This window comes from Collimonas humicola (assembly GCF_018304945.1).
Taxonomy (GTDB): domain Bacteria; phylum Pseudomonadota; class Gammaproteobacteria; order Burkholderiales; family Burkholderiaceae_D; genus Collimonas; species Collimonas humicola.
On sequence record NZ_JAGQEE010000001.1, the window covers coordinates 1,168,237 to 1,188,317 of the forward strand.

Here is a 20,081-nt window from a genome sequence, read left to right on the forward strand (position 1 = left end):
AATGCAGGTCAGATTCAGCGGCGGCTATTTGACATTCATCCGGCTGTATTTGCGCTCTTGTTTGACAATCGGGAGCACGATTTGCAGCGGCTGAAACGGCTGGAAAATGCATGGCCGTTTCAGCCGTCGGCGGCCTCGCTTGCCTATCGCCTATTGCAGGTGTTCGAGCAAGGAAGGACCAAAGACTTCTTGCTGGATCTGCCGTTCCGGCACGCCGCGCGCCAGCAAGGCATTGCGCTGGGCGCGCATGAACGGCGCCGGGCCGCACAGGAAATACGCGGCGTTCTGCGGCAGCAGCGCATCGGGCACGGCCGCCAGCTGCAGGTAGCCTTGCTGCTGGTAATCCTGCGGCACGCAATCATTCGCCGCCGGCCTTTCGTAAGCCACATAAGACTGCATCCGGCTGTGCCGCAGCAGCAGGCCGTCCAATTCGCGCTTGAGCGGATGATGCCGGCCATCGAGCGTGGCATACAGGAAGTTGACCGGCCGCTGCGGGCTCAATTGCAGGCTGCTGTGCAGCATGCTCATCATCGGCGTGACGCCGACGCCGGCGCTGATCAGCACCAGCGGCGTATCCATGTCATCCGGCGCCAGCACGAAATCGCCGCAGGGCGGGCTGACCCACAGCACGTCGCCTTCCTGGAACTGGTCGTGCAGCAGGTTCGACACCAGCCCGGCCGGACTGCCCTCCTCGCGCTTGACGCTGATGCGCCAGTAGCCGCTGTCCGGCGCGCCGGACAGGCTGTATTGGCGCAGCTGGCGCAAGGACAGTTCGGCCACATTGACGGCCACGCTGATGTACTGGCCCGGCTGGAACGGCGGCAGTTCGGCGCCGTCGCTGGCCTGCAGATAGAAGGAACTGACGGTATCGCTTTCCTTCTGTTTGCGGACTATCCTGACCGCGCGATATTCGCCCGGCTCGACGCCATGCGCCTGGTACAGCTTGCGCTCTTCCGCGATCAGGGTATCGGCCAGCAAGCCATAGGCTTCAGCCCAGGCGACCAGCAATTCCGGCGTGGCTGCGGCGCCGAGGATTTCGGCGATGGCGTCCAGGAGATGCTTGCCGACGATCGGATAGTGCTCGGCGCGGATTCCCAGGCTGACGTGCTTTTGCACGATGCGGCTGATGACCGGCGCCAGCGCGGCGGGATTATCGATGTTGGCGGCATAGGCGAAGATGGCCGAGGCCAGCGCCTGTTGCTGGGCGCCGGATTCCTGGTTCGGCATGTTGAAGATGTTCTTCAGTTCGGGATGCGCGGCAAACAGGCGCTGGTAGAAGCAGCGGGTAATGGTGACGCCATGCTCGCGCAGGACGGGAACGGAAGCGGCGATGTAGGGACGGGAAGCGGCTGAAAGCATATCAAACTCCTATTGTGACATTTTAAATACTACAATTAGATTAAAAAAACGCGCCGCCATATCGGCCCGGGAAGGAACGGGCGGCGCTCCTGCAATCGATGAAATCAGTGTACGGCCATGGGCTGGAACTGCATGCGCGCAATCACCGTCGAGGTCGGCGGCATCACCAGTTCGGCCAGGTTATGCCGGTTCATGCCGGCATAGAATTCGCGCTGGCCGATATCCAGCACCCGCTTCAAGTGGCAGCTGCCGCGCAATGCGCATGGCGGCTCATCGCAATCCACCAGCCCCTTGTGCCCTTCCAGCGCGCTCAGGATGTCGCCCAGCAGCAAGCCGGCCGGCGCCTGCGCCATCCGCAGGCCGCCATTGCGGCCCGGCGTGGCGCTGATCCAGCCCAGCTTGACCAGGCGGTTGACCACCTTGTTCAGATGATTCTTGGGGATATCGAAGTGACTCGCCAGTTCGCCTACCGTAATCACGCCCTGCTCCGGGGTGGCGGCCAGATACATCAAAACGCGCAAGCCGAAATCTGTAAATTTGGTGAATTGCATGACTTTGCTTCCTGCCGAGAGCGGAACATGGGTCCGGGATGTCCTCATCATACAATTGTTGCATTTAAAAAGCAACAATAAGCCGATTTAACAATCCTTCCTGAATGACATTTGCTGATCGAGAGCGCGCTACTGGCAAACGCAAAGGATCTTTGCATGTTCAACAAAATACAAAATGCATCTACAAAATGTAACTTGACGCCGCTTCCCTATGAAGCCAATAATGGCCCAATAAAATATTTCCATAAGGAAAGCATTATTGGGGAAGTGCGGCATAAACAAATGTCCAGGCGTTTACCTGGGATTCCACAACGAAAAATGTCAATCGGGAGATTTGTCATGAAAAAGTTTGTACGGAACGGCATTTTGATTATCGCTTCAGCAACGGCATACAACACCGTTTCCAACACCGCTTCCGCAGCCACCGCCACGGCAACCATGACCAATACGGTCACCATTTCCAACAATTGCATCATCTCCACGACCGGCTTCACCACCACCTACGATCCGATTGTCGCCAACCTCTCGACGCCCCAGACCACGACCGCCAGCGTCTCCACCACTTGCACCGTTGGCGCCAGTCCGGTGATTACCCTGGGCCAGGGCGCCAACGCCAATACCGGGTCGACCAACGCGGTGCCGCTGCGCCGCCTGTCCAGCGGCGGCGGCAGCCCGACCTACCTCAACTACGGCCTGTTTTCCGACAGCGGCCATACCGTAACCTGGGGCAACACGGCCGGCACCGCGCCTACCGCGGTCACCGCCACCGGCCTGGCAACCCCGATCACTATCTACGCCAGCATTCCGGCCGCCCAGTCCCAGCCTGCTGCAACCTATACCGATACCGTCGTTGCCACCGTCACGTTTTAAGCGGGGCTATCAATGGCGCTCATGCTCAATACATGGCGGTGTCTGCTCGCAGGCTTATGCATAGTCCTGGCCGGCAACGCGCAGGCAGCATCGTTCAATGTCAATCCCATCGGCTTCAACCTCAGCAGCGAGCGCAGTTCCGGTGTGCTGCAAATCAGGAATACCGGCGACCAGCCGCTGCGCATCCAGGTGCAAGCAGTCGACTGGAGCACCGACGGCAGCCAGGAAGTGCTGAGGGATACCGATGCACTGTTGCTCAATCCGCCGATCTTCACCATCGAGCCGGACCGGATGCAGTTCCTGCGCTTCGGCCTGCGTCATCCGGAAAACTCGCCGAGCGAGAAAAGCTATCGGCTGCTGATCGATGAAGTTCCGCAAGCTGGCTTGCAAGGGTCCGGCCTGAAGACTTTGCTGAGGGTCAGCATTCCGGTATTCATCGGTCCGAAGATCCGCCAGGAAAAGATTTCCTGGCAGTTGAAGCACGTGTCCGGCGCGCTGCAGCTGAGCGCCGCCAACGAGGGCAACGTCCACAGCAAAATTAACCGCATCCTGCTCCGCAACGCCGAAGACAAGGATGCTGTGCAAATCGGCACACCCGCTTATGTTTTACCGGGCCAGCGCAAGGAATGGTCCTTGGCAAACGGAAAAATCCGTGACGGCGCGGTCCGGCTGCACATTCAGACAGACAAGGGCGATATTGAAGAACACCTCACGCTGGAGGCTGACCAGGTATCTAGCCGCTAGCCTGATCGCCTGCCAAACCCCGGCGCTGGCCGCGGCGGAGAAGCCATCGGCAGAGCAGGAAATATTATTGGCCGTTGTCGTCAACGACAAGAAATTGACGGACGCAACGCTTATTCTGCGCACTGCGGCAAATGGCATCATCGTGCCGTCGCAGTTATTGACGGAGGCCCGCTTGCGCTTGCCGAATACTGCCGCCATCAGCAGCCATCAGGAAAACTACTATCCGCTCGATGCCCTGCCTGGCGTCCACGCCGAGATCGAAAGCAGCACCCAGACGCTGGTCATCCAGGCGCAGGCAACCGCCTTCATCGACTCGGAATTCAATCTTGGCGATCACCGCCAATTGCTGGAACAGACTTCCGAAACCGGCGCCTTCCTGAACTACGACATCAATTACGCCAAGGGCCAGGGCCAGAACAATCTTTCCGCGGTGACGGAAGTCGGCGTGTTCAGCGGCGGCGGCACCTACACCAGCCGCTTTGTCGGCCAGGACCTGACCGGCAAGCGCTCGGTGTTCCGGCTCGACAGCCAGTACACCCGGGATTTCCCGGAACAGCAAGCCACCCTGGTGCTGGGCGACAGCGTCACCGGCAACAGCGCCCTGTCGCGCCAGGTGTATTTCGGCGGCATTCAATGGCACACCAAATTCTCCACCATTCCCGGCTACCAGGCGATCCCCTTGCCGGCATTCAGCGGTACGGCGGCAGCGCCATCGGTGGTCGACATCTACGTCGACAATATCCTGCGCCTCAAGCAAGCAGTCGACACCGGCCCGTTCACCATCAACAACCTGCCGGTGTATGCCGGCCAGGGCAATGTGCAGATGGTAGTGCACGATGTGCTGGGACGGCAGCAGGTCTACACCCAAAGCTATATCACCAGCGCCCAGCTGCTGCGGCAAGGCAGCAAGGATGTTTCCTATGAAGTCGGAGCCTTGCGCAATAATTTCGGCAGCAGGAACAGCGACTATGGGCAGGCCTTCGGTTCCGCCACCGTACGCTACGGCGTCAGCAACAGCAGCACCGTCGAAAGCCATGGCGAGGCGATGCGCGGACGGGAGTCGCTGGGCATCGGCGGCGCCGTGGCGCTGACGGATATCGGCTTGCTGAGCGGCGGCGTCGCCGCCAGCAATTCGGAGCGCGGCAACGACACCTTACAATACCTGCAGTTCGACCGCCAGGGCAGCCAATATGCCATGACTGTGCGCGTACAGACGGCCGGCGCACGCTTTTGGCAGCTTGGCCTGGGCGACGATATCCTGGCGCCGGCGCAACAGATCCAGGCCCAGGCCAATGTGTCGCTGGGCGCGCGCACCAACCTGGCATTAGGCTACCTGAGCCAGGTCAACCGCGGCCAGGACAATGTGCGGGCCGTGAACGCCGGCATCAATTTCAACTTGCGCGGCTACGGCACTGTCAGCGTCGGCTTCCTCAAATCGCTGACGCAGGACCGGCCGCTGTCGGCCAACGTGGTCTGGGTGATTCCGCTGGAACACCAGAGTTTCGCGCAGGTGGTGGCCACTGGCCAGCCGGGCAGCAAATCCTTCAGCGCCGGATACCAGCAAACCGCGCCGCAGGAAGGCGGCTGGGGCTACCGCGCGCGCAAGGCGTTCTTCGACAATGGCGGCGAAGATATCGGCGTCAATTACCTGGGCGACACAGGCGAATATACGATCAGCGCGAATCATGCCGATGGCCAAAGCAACCTGCAGCTGGAGGCACGCGGCGGCATTGCCCTGCTTGGCGGCCACGCCCGGGCGACACGCTGGATGGACGAGAGCTTCGCCATGGTGGAAGTACCGGTGTCCCAGCCTATCGATATCTACGCCAACAATGTCAAGGTCGGCCAGACTGACAAATATGGGGTCGGCTTCGTTCCTCGCCTGGTGCCTTACGAGCGGAATAACGTCTATCTGGATACCGCCGGCCTGCCCTTGTCGATGACGCTGGACCTGAACCAGAAATCCGTCACCCCGGGGCCGCGCAGCGGCAGCCTGCTGAAATTCAGCGCCCAGCAGAACCAGAGCGCCACGCTGGTGCTCAGGGACGGCCAAGGAACGCCGCTGGCGACCGGCAGCCTGGTGTATTTGAACGGCAGTGCGGAGGCGCAGGAAGTGGCCTTGCGCGGGCAGGTCTTTATTCCGGCGATGGCGTATCCGGCCAGGATTGCAGTCACCGACAGTGCGGCCCGGCCGCTGTGCAGTTTCGACATTCCCGCACCTGCCAAGGCAGAGGTTTTCCCTATACTGGGACCGTTTTCCTGCGGCCAGGAGACGAAATGATGCGCCGCTGGCAATGGCTGCTTTCCCTAGGCGTGCTGGCACTGCCGCTGAGCGCCCATGCACTGCTCGCAACGTGCACCGTCAGCACTACTGGAATCACATTTCCTGCCTATACCTCTCCCGGCGGCGGCACCGCAGACAGCACCGGCGACGTTGCCGTCACCTGCACTGCCACGCTAGTGATCGGCACCGGCAGCTATACCATCGCCCTCAGCACGGGCAGCGGCACTTTTGCCAATCGAGCGTTAATCTCTGGCGGCAACTCCCTCAACTACAACATCTACACCGATACCGCCCGCAGCATCGTCTGGGGCGACGGCTCCGGCACCACGCAAACCGAATCCGACAGTTATGTGATCCTGCTGACGCCCACGACTCGCCACTACACGCCGTATGGCCGCATCCCCGGCGCGCAAAACAAACCGGCAGGAACTTATAGCGACACGGTGACCGTCACCATCACTTACTAGCAGGCTTTCCCGGCGTCGTCAGGCCCTAGTGCGCTGCGGAGGTATCCGCGACGCGCGTCGGCTTGGGCGCAAACCACACCGCGATCGCCCCCAGCAGGAAGGACAGCGCCGCCATCATGAACATATGATTGGTCGACAGCATGATGCTTTGCGACTGCACCGTCTGTTCTATGCTGGCCCTAGCCTGGTCGGCCGACATGCCTGACTGCGCCAGACTGTTGGCAGCGTCGCCGAACTTGTCCACCAGCCCGGACAGTTCCGCGTGATAGTAGGTGGCATTGTTTTCCCAGCCGGTGTTGACCAGCGAGGTGGCAATCGCGCCGGACATGGTGCGGCAGAAGCTCATCAGCCCGGCCGCCGAGGCGGTTTCGGAGGGATTCACGCTGCTTAGCGCCAGCGCCGTCAGCGGCACGAAGAACAACGGCATGCCTATGCCCTGCATCAGCAGCGGCCAGCCGATCTGGAAGGTGGTCATGTCCGAGCTGTTGAAACTGCGCAGCAGAGTCACCATGCCCAGCCAGAGCACGCCGCAGCAGACCAGCTTGCGCGGATCGACCTTGGTCGACAGCTTGGCGACGAAGGGTGCGGTCAGCACCGCCAGGATGCCGGACAAGGCAGTGGTCTGGCCCGAGTGCGTCGCGGTGTAGCCCATATAACCCTGCAGCCACAGCGGCGTCAGCACGGTGGCGCCGAAGAAGGCGCCGAAGGCCAGGCAGATGGTGGTCACGCTGGCCGAGTAGCCGCGGTGGCGGAACACGCGCAGGTCGACGATAGGATTGCGCTCGGTCAGCTCCCAGATCAGGAAGGCGATGAAACCGATGGCGGCGGTCAGCGCCAGCATCACGATTTCAGTCGAGGCGAACCAGTCGAGTTCCTTGCCTTTGTCCAGCATCAGCTGCAAGGCGGCGACCCAGACGATCATCAGCGCCAGTCCAACCTTGTCGATCGGCAGCTTCACCAGCGGCGATTCGAAGCGCTTCAGCATTTTCCAGCCGATATAGCCGCAGATCAGCGCCACCGGCACGTTGATGTAGAAGATGTAGGGCCAGCTGTACTGGTCGCACAGTACGCCGCCCAGTATCGGCCCCGCAATCGGCGCAATCAGGGTGGTCATGGCCCACAGCCCGACCGCCGCCGGCGCTTTCTCTTTCGGGAAAATCCGCAGCAGCAAGGTTTGCGACAAAGGAATCAGCGGGCCGCCGGCCAGCCCTTGCATGACGCGAAAGGCAATCAGCAACCCGAGCGAATTGGCCAGCCCGCACAGCGCGGAAAAAATGCCGAACATGATCATCGAGGCAATGAACACGCGCACCGCGCCGAAGCGGTTGGCCAGCCAGCCGGTGAGCGGCACGGTGATGGCCTCGGCCACCGCGTAGGAAGTGATCACGTAGGTGCCCTGGCTGGAGGATGCGCCCAGCGCGCCGGAGATGGTGGAGACAGAGACGTTGGCGATGGTGGTGTCGAGCACCGCCATGAAGTTGGCGGCGGCCAGCAGCAGGCCGACGCCGATCAGCTGCGCGCCCTGCAGCGGCTGCACCGGCAGTTCGGAAGAGGAAGTGGATGACATGATGCCGCTTTCTCACATGGTCGCGGAAGGCGCTGCCTTGCCGGCGCGGGTATCGATCTCGACTTCCATCGACAGGCCGACGCTCAGCGGCTGCTGCTGCAACTGCTTGGGATCGATGGAAATCCGCACCGGCAACCGCTGCACCACCTTGATCCAGTTGCCGGTCGCGTTCTGCGCCGGGATCACGGCGAATGCGGAACCGCTGCCGCCGGACAAGCCTTGCACCGTGCCGTGGTATTCCACCGAACCGCCGTAGAGATCGGCTTTCATGGTGACCGCCTGCCCGACCTTCACCTCGGTCAACTGGCCTTCCTTGAAATTGGCGTCGACGTGCATCAACTGGGTCGGCACAATCGATAGCAGCACGGTGCCGGCCTGCACCCGCTGGCCGATCTGCACCTGGCGCCGCGCGATCACGCCGTCCACCGGCGCCCGCAACACGGTGCGCTCCAGGTCCAGCCTGGCCTGGTCGCGCTTGGCGCGCGCCAGCGCCACTTCCGGATTGGTCTCGACAGTGGTGTCGGCGGTCAGGACCGTGCTGGCTTTTTGCGCGCCCACGGTAGCGAAACGATTGGCCTTGGCCTGCACTTCGCCTGCTTCCGCCACTTTCAGGTTGGCTTGCATGGTCAGCAAGGCGCTGCGCGCATTGCTCAGTTCTTCGCCCGATACCGAGCCCGATTTGGACAAGGCTTCGCGCCGGCGGTAATCCAGCTCGGCGCGCTGCAGGTCGGCCTGCGCCGAAATGGTCTGCGCCGCCGCCCGCTTCTGCTCCGCTTCGCGCGCCAGCACCTGCGCCGCCAGCCCGCTGTCATTGGCAAAATATCCTTGCACCCGGCGCTGCGCCCGGCCCAGGTCGGCTTCAGCCTGTGCCAGCGCCAGCCTGGCGTCGCTGTCGTCGATCACCACCAGCACCTGCCCTTGCTTGACTGCCTGGGTATCGACCACCTTGACGTCGGCGACGATGCCATTGATGGCTGGCGTCAGCTGCGAGATTTCCACTGCAGTATAGGCATTGTCGGTGCTGACATAGCGCGACCCGATGAAATGCCAGTAGGCTGTGTAGCCGACGCCGGCAACCAGGATCGCGCCAGCCAGCGCGCCGAACAGCTTCTTGCGTTTCTGGCTGTTGGCCTTGGCTTCCGCCTTGGCGATGACTTCTTCCGACGCCAGGTCCTTGATGACTTGAGAATCGCTGTGTGACATGTTGCTATCCTTAGAATATGTTTTGAATGTTTGCTCAGCCGGCGACGCGTGCATTGCGCCCATCGCGCTGATTGTGCTGATCGTGCTGATAGCCGCCGCCCAACGCCCGCACCAGCGCAACGTCGAGCGCGAACAGGCGCGAGCGCAGCGTCGACAGCTCGCGCTGGTTGGTCAGCAAGGTGTCCTGTGCATTGAGCACGTCGAGATAGGTAGCCAGGCCGCCTTCATAGCGGTTGCGGGCGATGCGGTAAGCATCCTCGGACGCGGCGACCGCCTCTTGCGTCTTGTCGAGCCGGCCGTTCAACGCTTTTTCGCTGACCGCCACATCGGCTACGTCCTGCAAGGCCTGCGTCACCGCACTGTCGTAATTGGCAACTGCCTCGTCATAGCTGCCGCTGGCGGAACGGTACTGGCCGCGCAGGCGGCCGCCTTCAAAGATGGGCAGCGAAATCGCCGGGCTGATGCTGCCGACGTCGGAACCGGCCTTGCTCAGCATGCCCAGGCCCAGCGCCTGCAAACCCAGGTAGGCAGTCAGGTTCACGTTCGGATAAAACTGCGCCTTAGCCACCTTGATCTGCTTGGCCGCAGCTTCCACCCGCAAGCGCGACGCCACCACATCCGGGCGCCTGCCTAGCAGATTCACCGGCAACTGCTGCGGCATGCCGAACGGATGCGACATGTCGATTTCCGGGCGCAGCAGGCGCAAGCCGCGGTCCGGTCCGGCGCCAACCAGCGTGGCCAGCTTGTTGCGTTGCAGATTGATGGATTCGGTCACGCTCAGCAAATCGGCTTCCGCCATGGCGCGCCGCGCCAGTACTTGCTTGACGCTGCCCTGGGTTTCCAGGCCATTGATACGCCGTTGCTCGAACAGATCGTAGGTTTCGCGGCGCACCTGCAACGCCGCCTCGGCGGTATCGCGCTGGCTCAGCAGCCGTTCGAATTCGGCATAGGCGGCGGCAATCGAGGTCGACAAGGTAATCCTGGCCTGTGCTGCATCGGCGCGCGCGGCTTCCAGCTCCGACGTGGCGGCGGCCAGCGCGGCGCGGTTCTTGCCCCAGAAATCGATTTCATAGCTGAAATTGAGGGTGGCGCTGCCTTCGCTGTTATAACCCTGTGGCACGAACTCTGCCGGCACGCCATTGTTGTAGCTCTGCTTCAAATAGTTGACCGAGGCATTCGCGGCGACTTGCGGCAGCAAGGCGGCGCCCTGCTGCTGCGCACTGCCCTCCGCTTTCAGCAGCCGCGCCTGCGCCGCGGCCAGCGATGGCGCGCCTTGCAAGCCTTCGCCGATCAGCGCATCCAGCTGCTTGTCGCCGTAGACGCTCCACCACTTGTCGTCCGGCCAGGCGATTGCATTGCCGGCTAGCTGCTCTGAAGCCTGGTAAGCAGCGATCTCCTTCGGTTCGGCACGCGGGCCGATTTCTGAGAATTGCGCACAGCCGCTGAGGGTGAACGCCAGCACGCACAGGCTGGCGATCCCGCGCAGCGCAGGCGCCAGATACGGCGAGAAGTGTGGGGAAAAGCGAGATCCTTGCATGAGAAAATCCATTCATAACTGAACTGTACGGTACAGTATAATATTGACTTTTGAACGTCGTCAAGTAAAACTAGGCGCCGACAAACCCAAAAAGCAACGCACAAATACGGCGCTTTTGATGCCGTAAAACAGGAAAAATTGACACATGCGCAAGAAAAGCGAGGAACGGCGGCAGGCCATCATCGATGTCGCGGCAGCGATCTTTAATGAAATAGGATTTGAACGAGCATCGATGTCGGAGATATCGGCGCGCCTGGGGGGATCGAAGGCGACCTTGTACAACTACTTTTCGTCAAAAGAAGAGATCTTTGTCGAAACCATGCGCCAGCAGATCGGCCAGCACTATGAAGCGGTATTCGAGCAGCTGGTCGAGAACGACAATCTGCGACTGACCCTGCAACGCCTGGGCGCCAAGTACCTGCAAGTGATCCTGATGCCGGAAGTGGTGTCGGTCAAGCGCCTGGTGCTGTCTCACGCCGAGCGCTGGGATATCGGCACGATGCTGTATGAGCGTGGCCCCAAACTCGGCTGGACCCGGGTCGCCAATTTCCTGAAGCGGGCAATGGACAAGCGGCAGTTGCGCACAGCCGACCCTTGGGTGGCTGCCTTGCAGTTGCGCGGGCTGGTGGAAACCGAGTGGATGGAAATCAGGATGCTGGGCGTGGTGACGGGGGCGACGCCGGACAAGATAAAGGCATCGACAGAGCGCGCCATCGATGCCTTCATGCGCATCTATGCGATTTGAATAGCGCCGGACAGCCACCGGCGCCGCTATCACTTCAACTGCAAGCGAGAATAAAAAAAGCCGATCTTGCGACCGGCCTTTTTATCTTTCTGCGAGCGAGCGGCGCATCCGCCGCCAGCTACACTTAGTTAGATTTCCTCGTACAGCGGCAACGTCAGGAACTCGGCAAACGAAGCCGACGTCGACATTTCTTCAAAGATCCTGGCGGCGCGGTCGTAGGTAGCGCCATCGCCCACCAGCGCCTTGACCTTGGCCAGCTCTTCCGGAATCATCGCGACCACCATCTCTGCAGTCACCTTCTTGCCGTCTTCCAGCACGCCCTTGGCCGAGCGGATCCACTGCCATACCTGCGCGCGGCTGATTTCCGCGGTAGCGGCATCTTCCATCAGGTTGTGGATAGGCACGCAACCGTTGCCGGCCAGCCAGGCGCCCAGGTAATGGATGCCGACGTTGATGTTGTAGCGCAGGCCGGCTTCGGTGATCGGCGCTTCCGGCTTGAAATCGAGCAGGTCGGCGGCGCTGACGCTGACGTCCTCGCGCTGCTTGCCGATCTGGTTTGGCTTGTCGCCCAGCACTTTCTTGAATTCGGTCATGGCCAGCTCAACCAGGCCTGGATGGGCAACCCAGCCGCCGTCGTAGCCGTCGGTGGCATCGCGTGCCTTGTCGGTACGCACGCCGCCCATGGCGATTTCATTCTTTTCCGGATCGTTCTTGATCGGGATCAGTGCCGCCATGCCGCCGATTGCCGGCGCATTGCGCTTGTGGCAGGTCTTCAGCAGCAGCAATGCGTAGGAGCGCATGAACGGCGCAGTCATCGTCACCTTGGCGCGATCGGCCAGGCAGAAGTCCTTGTCCAGCTTGAACTTCTTGATGCAAGAGAAAATGTAATCCCAGCGGCCGGCGTTGAGACCGGAGCTGTGTTCGCGCAGTTCGTACAGGATTTCATCCATTTCGAAAGCGGCCAGGATGGTTTCGATCAGCACGGTGGCCTTGATGGTGCCTTGCGGCAGGCCGAGTTCGTTCTGGGTCATCACGAAGATGTCGTTCCACAGGCGCGCTTCCAGGTGCGATTCCATCTTCGGCAGGTAGAAGTAAGGACCGGCGCCGCGCGCCAGCTGTTCCTTGGCGTTGTGGAACATGAACAGGCCGAAATCGAAAATACCGCCGGAGACACGCTTGCCGTCGACCAGCACATGCTTTTCATCCAGGTGCCAGCCGCGTGGACGGACCACCAGGGTGGCGACCTTGTCGTTCAGCTTGTACGACTTGCCGTTCTGTTCCAGCGAAATGGTTTTGCGGATCGCGTCGCGCAGGTTGATCTGGCCGGTGATCTGGTTGTCCCAGACCGGCGAGTTGGAATCCTCGAAGTCGGTCATGTAGCTGTCCGCGCCGGAGTTGAAGGCGTTGATCACCATCTTGCGTTCGACCGGGCCGGTGATTTCGACGCGGCGGCATTCCAGCGCCTGAGGAATCGGCGCGATCTTCCAGTCGCCGTTACGGATGTGCGCGGTTTCCGGCAAGAAGTCCGGGCGCTCGCCGGCGTCCAGGCGCTTGGCGCGCTCGACGCGCACTGCAAGCAATTCCTGACGGCGCGCTTCGAAAGCGCGGCTCAGCTTGGCCACCAGGGCCAGCGCATCGGGGGTCAGAATTTCGGCGTAGCCGGCTTCGATCGCGCCGTTGATTTCCATTCCTGCGGGCAGTGTCAGTTGCGTCATGCTCTACTCCTGTTTGTTCTATGAATTGGTCTCTTCTACAGCCTGCGCCATGGTGCCATGGTGCAGTGCTACATTCCGCTTTTTACCATGTCGGCTATGCATAAACCCGAATGGCATTATCTAATTTTTACGCTATATAGTATATTTAAACTAAATCATCATAGGTTGAACGAATTATCATTTTATCTATGCGTTTTAGTCACAAGTGAGCTTACCACAGCTCCCTTTCCTCAAACCCAAGGCGGCAGCGCACTCAATCAAGGCAATGGACCAACGCAGTGGACCAGTTTAAGCAGATCTCTACCTTCGTCGAAGTGGCCGCCAAAGGCAGCCTGTCGGCCGCCGCGCGCGCCGAGGGGATCGCCCCGGCCATGATAGGAAGGCGGCTGGATGCATTAGAGGAACGCCTCGGTGTCAAGCTTTTGCAACGCACCACCCGCAAGATCGCCCTGACCAACGAGGGCGAAGCCTTCCTTGAAGACTGCCAGCGCATCCTGTCGGACCTGGAAAATGCCGAATCCGCGGTCTCGGAGCGCAGCGCCCACGCCAGCGGCCATCTGCTGATCTCGGCGCCGGCCGGCTTCGGACGGCAGCATGTGGCGCCGCTGATGCCCTCCTTCCTCACCGAGCACCGCGACGTTACCCTGACCCTCAACCTGAACGACCGCGTGGTCGACCTGATCGGCGAAGGCATCGACGTCGCCATCCGCATCGCCTCCTTGTCGGATTCCTCGCTGATCGGCGCCAAGCTGGCCGACAACAAGCGCATCGTGGTGGCCTCGCCCGCCTATATCAAACGGCACGGCAAACCGCTCACCGTGGACGACCTGCAAAAGCACAACTGCCTGGCGATGAGCAGCGAAGGCAGCCAGCGCGGCTGGAGCTTCCGCCAGAACGGCAAGATCGTCACCGTCAGGGTAGCCGGCAACATGGTCTGCAACGACGGCCAGGTGCTGCACGACTGGGCGCTGGCGGGCAAAGGACTGGCGTGGCGCTCGATGTGGGAAGTCGGCAGCGAGATCGAATCCGGCAAGCTGGTGACGGTGCTGGATGAATTCGCCGCACCGGGCAACGATATCTATGCCGTTTTCGCGCAACGACGGCATTTGCCTTTGCGGATCCGGGTATTTGTCGATTTCTTGCGGCGCGCCTATGCCCAGCCCGAATATTGGCGCCACGGCTGACCGCCCTCCCCACTTTTTTCCGGGCTGATGTACAATGGCGCCCAGTTGCACGGTATTCTGCGTGCAGCACCCTCTCAAAGGGGAGTAGCTCCTGAACATCGGCACGGCACCTTATTGGCTGTCCAATGTTCTGCAAGGTAGTCGTCATCACGGAACAGGCACAACGCCTGCGCCCGGTTACCTTGGCAGCAGCGCTGTTGGGCAAGACCTTTGTCAGCATGGATTCCATGCAGGCAATGTGTCGCGTTTACTTCCCGCCACTCCTGTCGTTATCCATGCGTGAGGTTATTTGTTAACCCTGTTGGAGACTACTTTATGGATTTTTCTGGTTTACTTTCAATGCTGGGCATGGCGGACTGGAATGCCGGCGCCTTCTTCGCCGCACTGGCGGCGATCGTCGTGATCGACCTGGTGCTGGCCGGCGACAACGCCATCGTGATCGCGATGGCGGCGCGCAGCCTGCCCGACCACTTGCGCCGCAAGGCCATCATCTGGGGTACCGCGGGTGCGGTCGTCATGCGTGTGCTGATGACTATCGGCGTAGTCTGGCTGCTCAAGATACCTGGCCTGCTGCTGGTCGGCGGCCTGGCCTTGCTGTGGATTGCTTACCGCTTGCTGACGCAGTCGGATGACGGCGAAGCGCATGGCGTCAAAGCCACCACCATGGCGGCCGCATTGAAAACCATCATCATCGCCGACACCGTCATGGGCATCGACAATGTCCTGGGTGTCGCCGGCGCCGCCAAAGGCAGCATGGCGCTGGTGATTATCGGCTTGCTGATTTCTGTGCCTATCATGGTCTGGGGTTCGACCCTGGCGCTGAAGCTGATCGAACGCTTCCCGCTGACGATCTTCATCGGCGCAGCGATCCTGGTCTACACCGCGATGCACATGATCGTTACGGAACCGGTCCTGCAACCGTTCTGGGATAGCCTGCCCGGGCTGAACTATGCTGCTTACGTGCTGGGTTTTGTGGCGGTGCTGGGCGGCGGCTGGATGGTTTCGAAGCGACGCGATGGCGCCAAGGTCACTGAATAAAATCCAGGAATTGAGAAGTACGAGAGAAGTACGATATGAAAATCCCGCCTGGACACCAGGCGGGATTTTTTTCGGCTCAGGAGTCTGCCGACAGTATCCGCTGGTGGAAAGCCAGATGATCCTCCATCAAGGTCGAGATGAAGTAGTAACCGTGGTCGTATCCTGCATGACGGCGCAGCATCAAGCGCTGGCCCGCCCGCGCACAGGCTGCTTCAAACTGTTCCGGCAGCAGTTGCTCGGTCAGGAATTTGTCTCCCAGGCCCTGATCGATCAATATCTCTTGCGGAAACGGCCGCTGCAAACCCAGCATCAGCTGCGTCGCATCATAGTCGCGCCAGCCGGCCTGGTCCGCTCCCAGATAATGGCCGAATGCCTTTTTCCCCCACGGACATTGGCTAGGCGCGGCAATCGGCGCAAAGGCCGACACCGAGCGAAACACATCCGGATTGCGCAAGGCCAGCACCAGCGCGCCATGGCCGCCCATCGAGTGGCCAAAGACGCCGATATTGCCGGCCTGCGCCGGAAACTCTCGGATCACGGTTTGCCGCAGCTCATGCAATATATAGGAGTACATCCTGAAATGCTGCGCCCACGGCGCCTGCGTCGCGTCCAGATAGAAGCCGGCGCCATTGCCGAAATCCCAGCTGTCGCCCGCGCCGTCTATGCCGGTGTCGCGCGGGCTGGTGTCCGGCGCCACCAGCATGATGCCGTGCTGCGCTGCATAGCGCTGCGCCCCGGCCTTGATCATGAAAGTCTCTTCAGTGCAGGTCAGCCCTGCCAGGAAAAACAGCAGCGGCACCGGCCCCAGCCTGGCCTGCGGCGGCTGGTACACGGAAAACCGCATGGGCAGGCCGATCTCGGCCGACGCGTGACGGTAGAATCCCTGCGTACCGCCGAAACAGGCATGCTCGCTGAGGATTTCCATCAGTAGATCACCACCGAACGGATCGACTCGCCGCTTTTCATCAGGTCGAAGCCTTCATTGATGCGCTCCAGCGGCAGACGGTGTGTGATCAGGTCGTCGATATTCAGCTTGCCGTCCATATACCAGTCGACGATTTTCGGCACGTCGGTGCGGCCGCGGGCGCCGCCGAAAGCCGAGCCCTTCCAGACCCGGCCGGTGACCAGCTGGAATGGCCGGGTGCTGATTTCCTGGCCGGCGGCGGCGACGCCGATCACGATCGACTGGCCCCAGCCCTTGTGGCAGCATTCCAGCGCCTGCCGCATGGTAGTCGTGTTGCCGATGCATTCGAAGCTGTAGTCGGCGCCGCCGTCGGTCAGTTGCACGATGGCGTCGACCACGTTCTCTACTTCGGCCGGATTGATGAAATGCGTCATGCCGAACTTGCGCGCCATCGCTTCGCGCGCCGGATTGATGTCGACGCCGATAATCTTGTCGGCGCCCACCATGCGCGCCGCCTGGATCACGTTGAGGCCGATGCCGCCGAGGCCGAACACCACGACATTGGCGCCCGCCTCGACCTTGGCGGTGAACAGCACCGCGCCGACGCCGGTGGTGACGCCGCAGCCGATGTAGCAAACCTTGTCGAACGGCGCATCTTCGCGGATCTTGGCCAGGGCGATTTCCGGCACCACGATGTAGTTGGAAAAAGTGGAGGTGCCCATGTAGTGATAGATCGGCTTGCCGTCGATGGAAAAACGGCTGGTGGCGTCCGGCATCAGGCCGCGGCCCTGGGTCGAGCGTATCGACTGGCACAGATTGGTTTTCTGCGACAGGCAGAATTTGCATTGGCGGCATTCCGGCGTGTAGAGCGGAATCACGTGATCGTTCTTTTTCAGGCTCTTGACGTCAGGGCCGACATCGACCACCACGCCCGCCCCCTCATGGCCCAGGATGGATGGGAAGATGCCTTCCGGATCGGCGCCGGACAGGGTGTAGTAATCGGTATGGCAAATTCCGGTGGCCTTGATCTCCACCAGCACTTCGCCGGCGCGCGGGCCGCCCAGTTCGACTTCCTCGATGGTCAGTGGCTGACCGGCTTTCCATGCAATAGCTGCTTTGGTTTTCATTTGATTGACCTTTACCGGTATTTCAGTATGTATTGGAATTGGGATTGGGGACTAAAGGATTATTCACTAAAGCTACCAGGCTTGCCATTTATTCAGCGTCACGTATCTTGCTCAGGGCGTCATCGATGCGCTCCACCGGGATCACTTTCAAGCCTTCGATCTCTTGTTTCGGCGCGTTCGACTTGGGGATCATGGCGATCGAAAAGCCCAGCTTGGCGGCTTCCCGCAAACGCTCCTGGCCGCGCGGCGCCGGCCGGATCTCGCCGGCCAGGCCGACTTCGCCGAACACCACCAGCCCGCGCGGCAGCGGCCGGTTGCGCATGGAGGAATTGATCGCCAGCAGCACCGCCAGATCGGCCGCCGGTTCGGTGATCTTGACGCCGCCGACGGCGTTGATGAACACATCCTGGTCGAACGCTGCAATGCCGGCATGCCGGTGCAGCACCGCCAGCAGCATCGCCAGCCGGTTCTGTTCCAGCCCCACCGACAAGCGCCGCGCGTTCGGCACGTGCGAGGCGTCGACCAGGGCCTGGATTTCGACCAGCAAGGGCCGCGTGCCTTCCTGCGTCACCATCACGCAGGAGCCCGGCACCTGGCTGTCATGCTGGGACAGGAACAGCGCCGACGGATTCGACACGCCCTTCAAACCTTTTTCGGTCATGGCGAACACGCCGAGTTCATTGACGGCGCCGAAGCGGTTCTTGAATGCACGCACCAGGCGGAAACTGGAATGGGTGTCGCCTTCAAAGTAGAGCACGGTATCGACGATATGCTCCAGCACGCGCGGCCCGGCCAGCGCGCCTTCCTTGGTGACGTGGCCGACCATGATGATGGTGATGCCGGACTGCTTGGCGACCCGCGTCAGCTGCGCCGCGCATTCGCGCACCTGCGCCACGGAGCCCGGCGCCGAACTGAGCGCATCTGAATAGACGGTCTGGATCGAATCGATCACCGCCACCTCCGGCTTGTGATCGACCAGCGTGTTGAGGATTTTTTCCAGCTGGATTTCGGCCTGCAGCCGCAGGTCGCCGGCATCCACCGCCAGGCGCTTGGCGCGCAAGGCGATCTGTGCGCCCGACTCTTCGCCGCTGACGTACAGCACCTTCTTCACTTTCGACAGATTGGCCAGCGCCTGCAGCAGCAAGGTCGATTTGCCGATGCCCGGATCGCCGCCGATCAGCACCACGCCGCCGGCCACCAGGCCGCCGCCGAGCACACGGTCGAATTCCTCGATGCCGGTGCCGAAGCGCGGTACGTCGATCGCTTCGATATCTGCAAGGGTCATCACCGGCGCGGTCTGCGCCAGGCCTTGGTGCTGGTTTGAAAAACGGTTGCCGACTGCTTCCACGATGGTTTCCACCAATGTGTTCCATTGCCCGCACGAGGGGCACTGGCCAGTCCATTTATTTGCGACGCCGCCGCATTCGGTACAGGTGTAGTTGGTTTTAGCTTTGGCCATTCGCTTCTATAGTTTCATAAGGTGCGTACATAATTAATTTGTCCGCCTATTTATCGGCGCATTTTTTTCGATTTTTGTGGACGGCTTTTTATTGCCCAGCACTCAAGACTCCACCACTTTAACCCGCGCGGCCAAAGCACACATCAATTCATAGCCTATCGTGCCGGCAGCATGGGCCACTTCATCTATAGGCAAGCCGGCGCCCCACATGGTCACGTTGCTGCCGACCGCCGCGCCGGGCACATTGGTCAGGTCGACCGAGAACATGTCCATCGACACCCGGCCGACAGTGACGGTACGGACACCATCGACCAGCACCGGCGTGCCGTTGGGGGCGTGGCGCGGATAACCGTCGGCGTAGCCACAGGCCACCGCGCCCACCAGCATCGGCGCGGCGGCGACAAAACGGCTGCCGTAGCCGATCGCTTCGCCCGCGCCTATGCGCTGGATGCCGATGATCTTGCTGGTCAGCGTCATCGCCGGCTTCAGCCCGAACTGCTCGGCGCTGGCGCCGCCGGGGCTGGCGCCGTACAGCATGATGCCGGGCCGCACCCAGTCCGACTTCAGCTCCGGATGCATCAGGTCCGCCGCGGAATTGGCGATGCTGCGCTCTTCCTCGATGCCGGCCGTGCCTTGCTCGAACAGCTGCACTTGTTGCTGCAATGGCAAGCCGGGATTGAGCGGATCGTCAGCATTGGCGAAATGCGTCATCAGCGTGATCTTGCGGACGATGGGAATCGCCCGCAGCCGCTGATAGGCCGCACGGTAGAGCTCGGACTTGAAACCCAGGCGGTTCATGCCGCTGTTCATTTTCAGGTGGACGTCCAGCGCGCCCTTCAAGGCGGTCCGTTCCAGCAGCAGGATCTGGTCCGCGGAATGCACCGCGACATCGAGGCCGGCCTGCATCGCGGTTTCCAGGTCAGCGGCATCAAAAATACCTTCCAGCAATAAAATCGGCTTTTGCCAGCCCAGTTCGCGCAAACGCAAAGCGTTTTCGGGTTCGATCAGGGCCAGTCCATCGGCGTCGGCGAAGCCGCGCATGGCGCGCTCCAGGCCATGGCCGTAGGCGTTGGCCTTGACCACCGCCCAGATTTTCGCCTGCGGAGCATGCGATTTGGCAATACGCAGGTTGTGACGCAGCGCAGAAATATCTATCGAGGCAACGAGGGGTCTGGGCATGAATGGCAGAAATGCTGAAGATTCGTAGAGCACTCTATTTTACCGGAAGCAAGTCCGGCAAAGGCTTGGCAATTTCTCAATAATCCGCCTGAACGTTTTGGCTTTTGCATCCGTCATAATCACGGACCGGTCATATTTTCATGGTATA

Annotated in this window: 17 protein-coding genes; 7 read left to right on the top strand and 10 right to left on the bottom strand. The window is 61.1% G+C overall.

Annotation, left to right across the window (positions count from 1 at the left end):
* Positions 1–150: 150 nt before the first annotated feature.
* Together hmpA and KHU30_RS05300 are read right to left on the bottom strand one after the other, a co-directional pair.
* Complete coding sequence (gene hmpA, locus KHU30_RS05295) at positions 151–1,359, bottom strand: NO-inducible flavohemoprotein (protein ID WP_211441552.1); 1,209 nt, start codon at positions 1,357–1,359, stop codon at positions 151–153.
* Between the two features lie 104 nt (positions 1,360–1,463).
* Positions 1,464–1,910: an RrF2 family transcriptional regulator gene (locus KHU30_RS05300; RefSeq protein ID WP_211441553.1), complete on the bottom strand. Its 447-nt coding sequence runs from the start codon at positions 1,908–1,910 to the stop codon at positions 1,464–1,466.
* Between the two features lie 339 nt (positions 1,911–2,249).
* Here KHU30_RS05300 and KHU30_RS05305 point away from each other — a divergent pair, with 339 nt between their 5' ends.
* The 4 genes from KHU30_RS05305 to KHU30_RS05320 all read left to right on the top strand — a co-directional run bounded on the left by KHU30_RS05305 (position 2,250) and on the right by KHU30_RS05320 (position 6,275).
* The gene (locus KHU30_RS05305; protein ID WP_230411458.1) at positions 2,250–2,780 is read left to right on the top strand and encodes a spore coat protein U domain-containing protein; all 531 of its coding nucleotides are present in this window, start codon (positions 2,250–2,252) and stop codon (positions 2,778–2,780) included.
* Positions 2,781–2,801: 21 nt separating this feature from the next.
* Positions 2,802–3,524, top strand: a complete 723-nt coding sequence (locus KHU30_RS05310; protein WP_211441555.1) for a fimbrial biogenesis chaperone — start codon at positions 2,802–2,804, stop codon at positions 3,522–3,524.
* Positions 3,525–3,591: 67 nt separating this feature from the next.
* Positions 3,592–5,805: a fimbria/pilus outer membrane usher protein gene (locus KHU30_RS05315; RefSeq protein WP_211441556.1), complete on the top strand. Its 2,214-nt coding sequence runs from the start codon at positions 3,592–3,594 to the stop codon at positions 5,803–5,805.
* Positions 5,802–6,275, top strand: a complete 474-nt coding sequence (locus tag KHU30_RS05320) for a Csu type fimbrial protein (protein ID WP_230427189.1) — start codon at positions 5,802–5,804, stop codon at positions 6,273–6,275. The genes KHU30_RS05315 and KHU30_RS05320 overlap by 4 nt, the downstream gene beginning before the upstream one ends.
* Positions 6,276–6,300: 25 nt before the next feature.
* Here KHU30_RS05320 and KHU30_RS05325 read toward each other — a convergent pair whose 3' ends face one another.
* From KHU30_RS05325 to KHU30_RS05335, 3 genes are read right to left on the bottom strand one after another with little or no spacing between them, the layout of a single operon-like run.
* The gene (locus tag KHU30_RS05325) at positions 6,301–7,842 is read right to left on the bottom strand and encodes a DHA2 family efflux MFS transporter permease subunit (RefSeq protein ID WP_211441557.1); all 1,542 of its coding nucleotides are present in this window, start codon (positions 7,840–7,842) and stop codon (positions 6,301–6,303) included.
* A 12-nt stretch (positions 7,843–7,854) separates the two neighbouring features.
* A complete protein-coding gene (locus tag KHU30_RS05330; protein WP_211441558.1) occupies positions 7,855–9,045 on the bottom strand; it encodes an HlyD family secretion protein in 1,191 nt (396 codons plus the stop codon).
* Between the two features lie 34 nt (positions 9,046–9,079).
* A complete protein-coding gene (locus KHU30_RS05335; RefSeq protein WP_211441559.1) occupies positions 9,080–10,582 on the bottom strand; it encodes an efflux transporter outer membrane subunit in 1,503 nt (500 codons plus the stop codon).
* 145 nt (positions 10,583–10,727) lie between these two features.
* On the opposite strand from KHU30_RS05335, the gene KHU30_RS05340 reads away from it, so the two are divergent.
* Positions 10,728–11,327, top strand: coding sequence for a TetR/AcrR family transcriptional regulator (locus tag KHU30_RS05340; RefSeq protein ID WP_211441560.1), 600 nt, complete (start codon positions 10,728–10,730; stop codon positions 11,325–11,327).
* A 128-nt stretch (positions 11,328–11,455) separates the two neighbouring features.
* On the opposite strand, the gene aceB is transcribed toward KHU30_RS05340, so the two are convergent.
* A complete protein-coding gene (gene aceB / locus KHU30_RS05345; protein ID WP_211441561.1) occupies positions 11,456–13,042 on the bottom strand; it encodes a malate synthase A in 1,587 nt (528 codons plus the stop codon).
* A 278-nt stretch (positions 13,043–13,320) separates the two neighbouring features.
* On the opposite strand from aceB, the gene KHU30_RS05350 reads away from it, so the two are divergent.
* The gene (locus tag KHU30_RS05350; RefSeq protein ID WP_211441562.1) at positions 13,321–14,226 is read left to right on the top strand and encodes a LysR family transcriptional regulator; all 906 of its coding nucleotides are present in this window, start codon (positions 13,321–13,323) and stop codon (positions 14,224–14,226) included.
* Between the two features lie 315 nt (positions 14,227–14,541).
* Positions 14,542–15,264 carry a TerC family protein gene (locus KHU30_RS05355; RefSeq protein WP_407928023.1) on the top strand — a complete coding sequence of 241 codons (723 nt, stop codon included), beginning with the start codon at positions 14,542–14,544 and terminating at the stop codon, positions 15,262–15,264.
* Positions 15,265–15,340: 76 nt separating this feature from the next.
* On the opposite strand, the gene fghA is transcribed toward KHU30_RS05355, so the two are convergent.
* The 4 genes from fghA to alr all read right to left on the bottom strand — a co-directional run bounded on the left by fghA (position 15,341) and on the right by alr (position 19,933).
* On the bottom strand, positions 15,341–16,192 hold the full coding sequence (gene fghA, locus KHU30_RS05360; protein ID WP_211442220.1) for an S-formylglutathione hydrolase: 852 nt from the start codon (positions 16,190–16,192) through the stop codon (positions 15,341–15,343).
* Positions 16,189–17,295 carry an S-(hydroxymethyl)glutathione dehydrogenase/class III alcohol dehydrogenase gene (locus KHU30_RS05365; protein ID WP_211441563.1) on the bottom strand — a complete coding sequence of 369 codons (1,107 nt, stop codon included), beginning with the start codon at positions 17,293–17,295 and terminating at the stop codon, positions 16,189–16,191. The genes fghA and KHU30_RS05365 overlap by 4 nt, the downstream gene beginning before the upstream one ends.
* A gap of 88 nt (positions 17,296–17,383) precedes the next feature.
* Positions 17,384–18,754 (bottom strand): DNA repair protein RadA, encoded by a 1,371-nt coding sequence (gene radA / locus KHU30_RS05370; protein ID WP_211441564.1) that lies wholly within the window; start codon positions 18,752–18,754, stop codon positions 17,384–17,386.
* 102 nt (positions 18,755–18,856) lie between these two features.
* Positions 18,857–19,933: an alanine racemase gene (gene alr / locus KHU30_RS05375; protein ID WP_211441565.1), complete on the bottom strand. Its 1,077-nt coding sequence runs from the start codon at positions 19,931–19,933 to the stop codon at positions 18,857–18,859.
* Positions 19,934–20,081 lie beyond the last annotated feature (148 nt).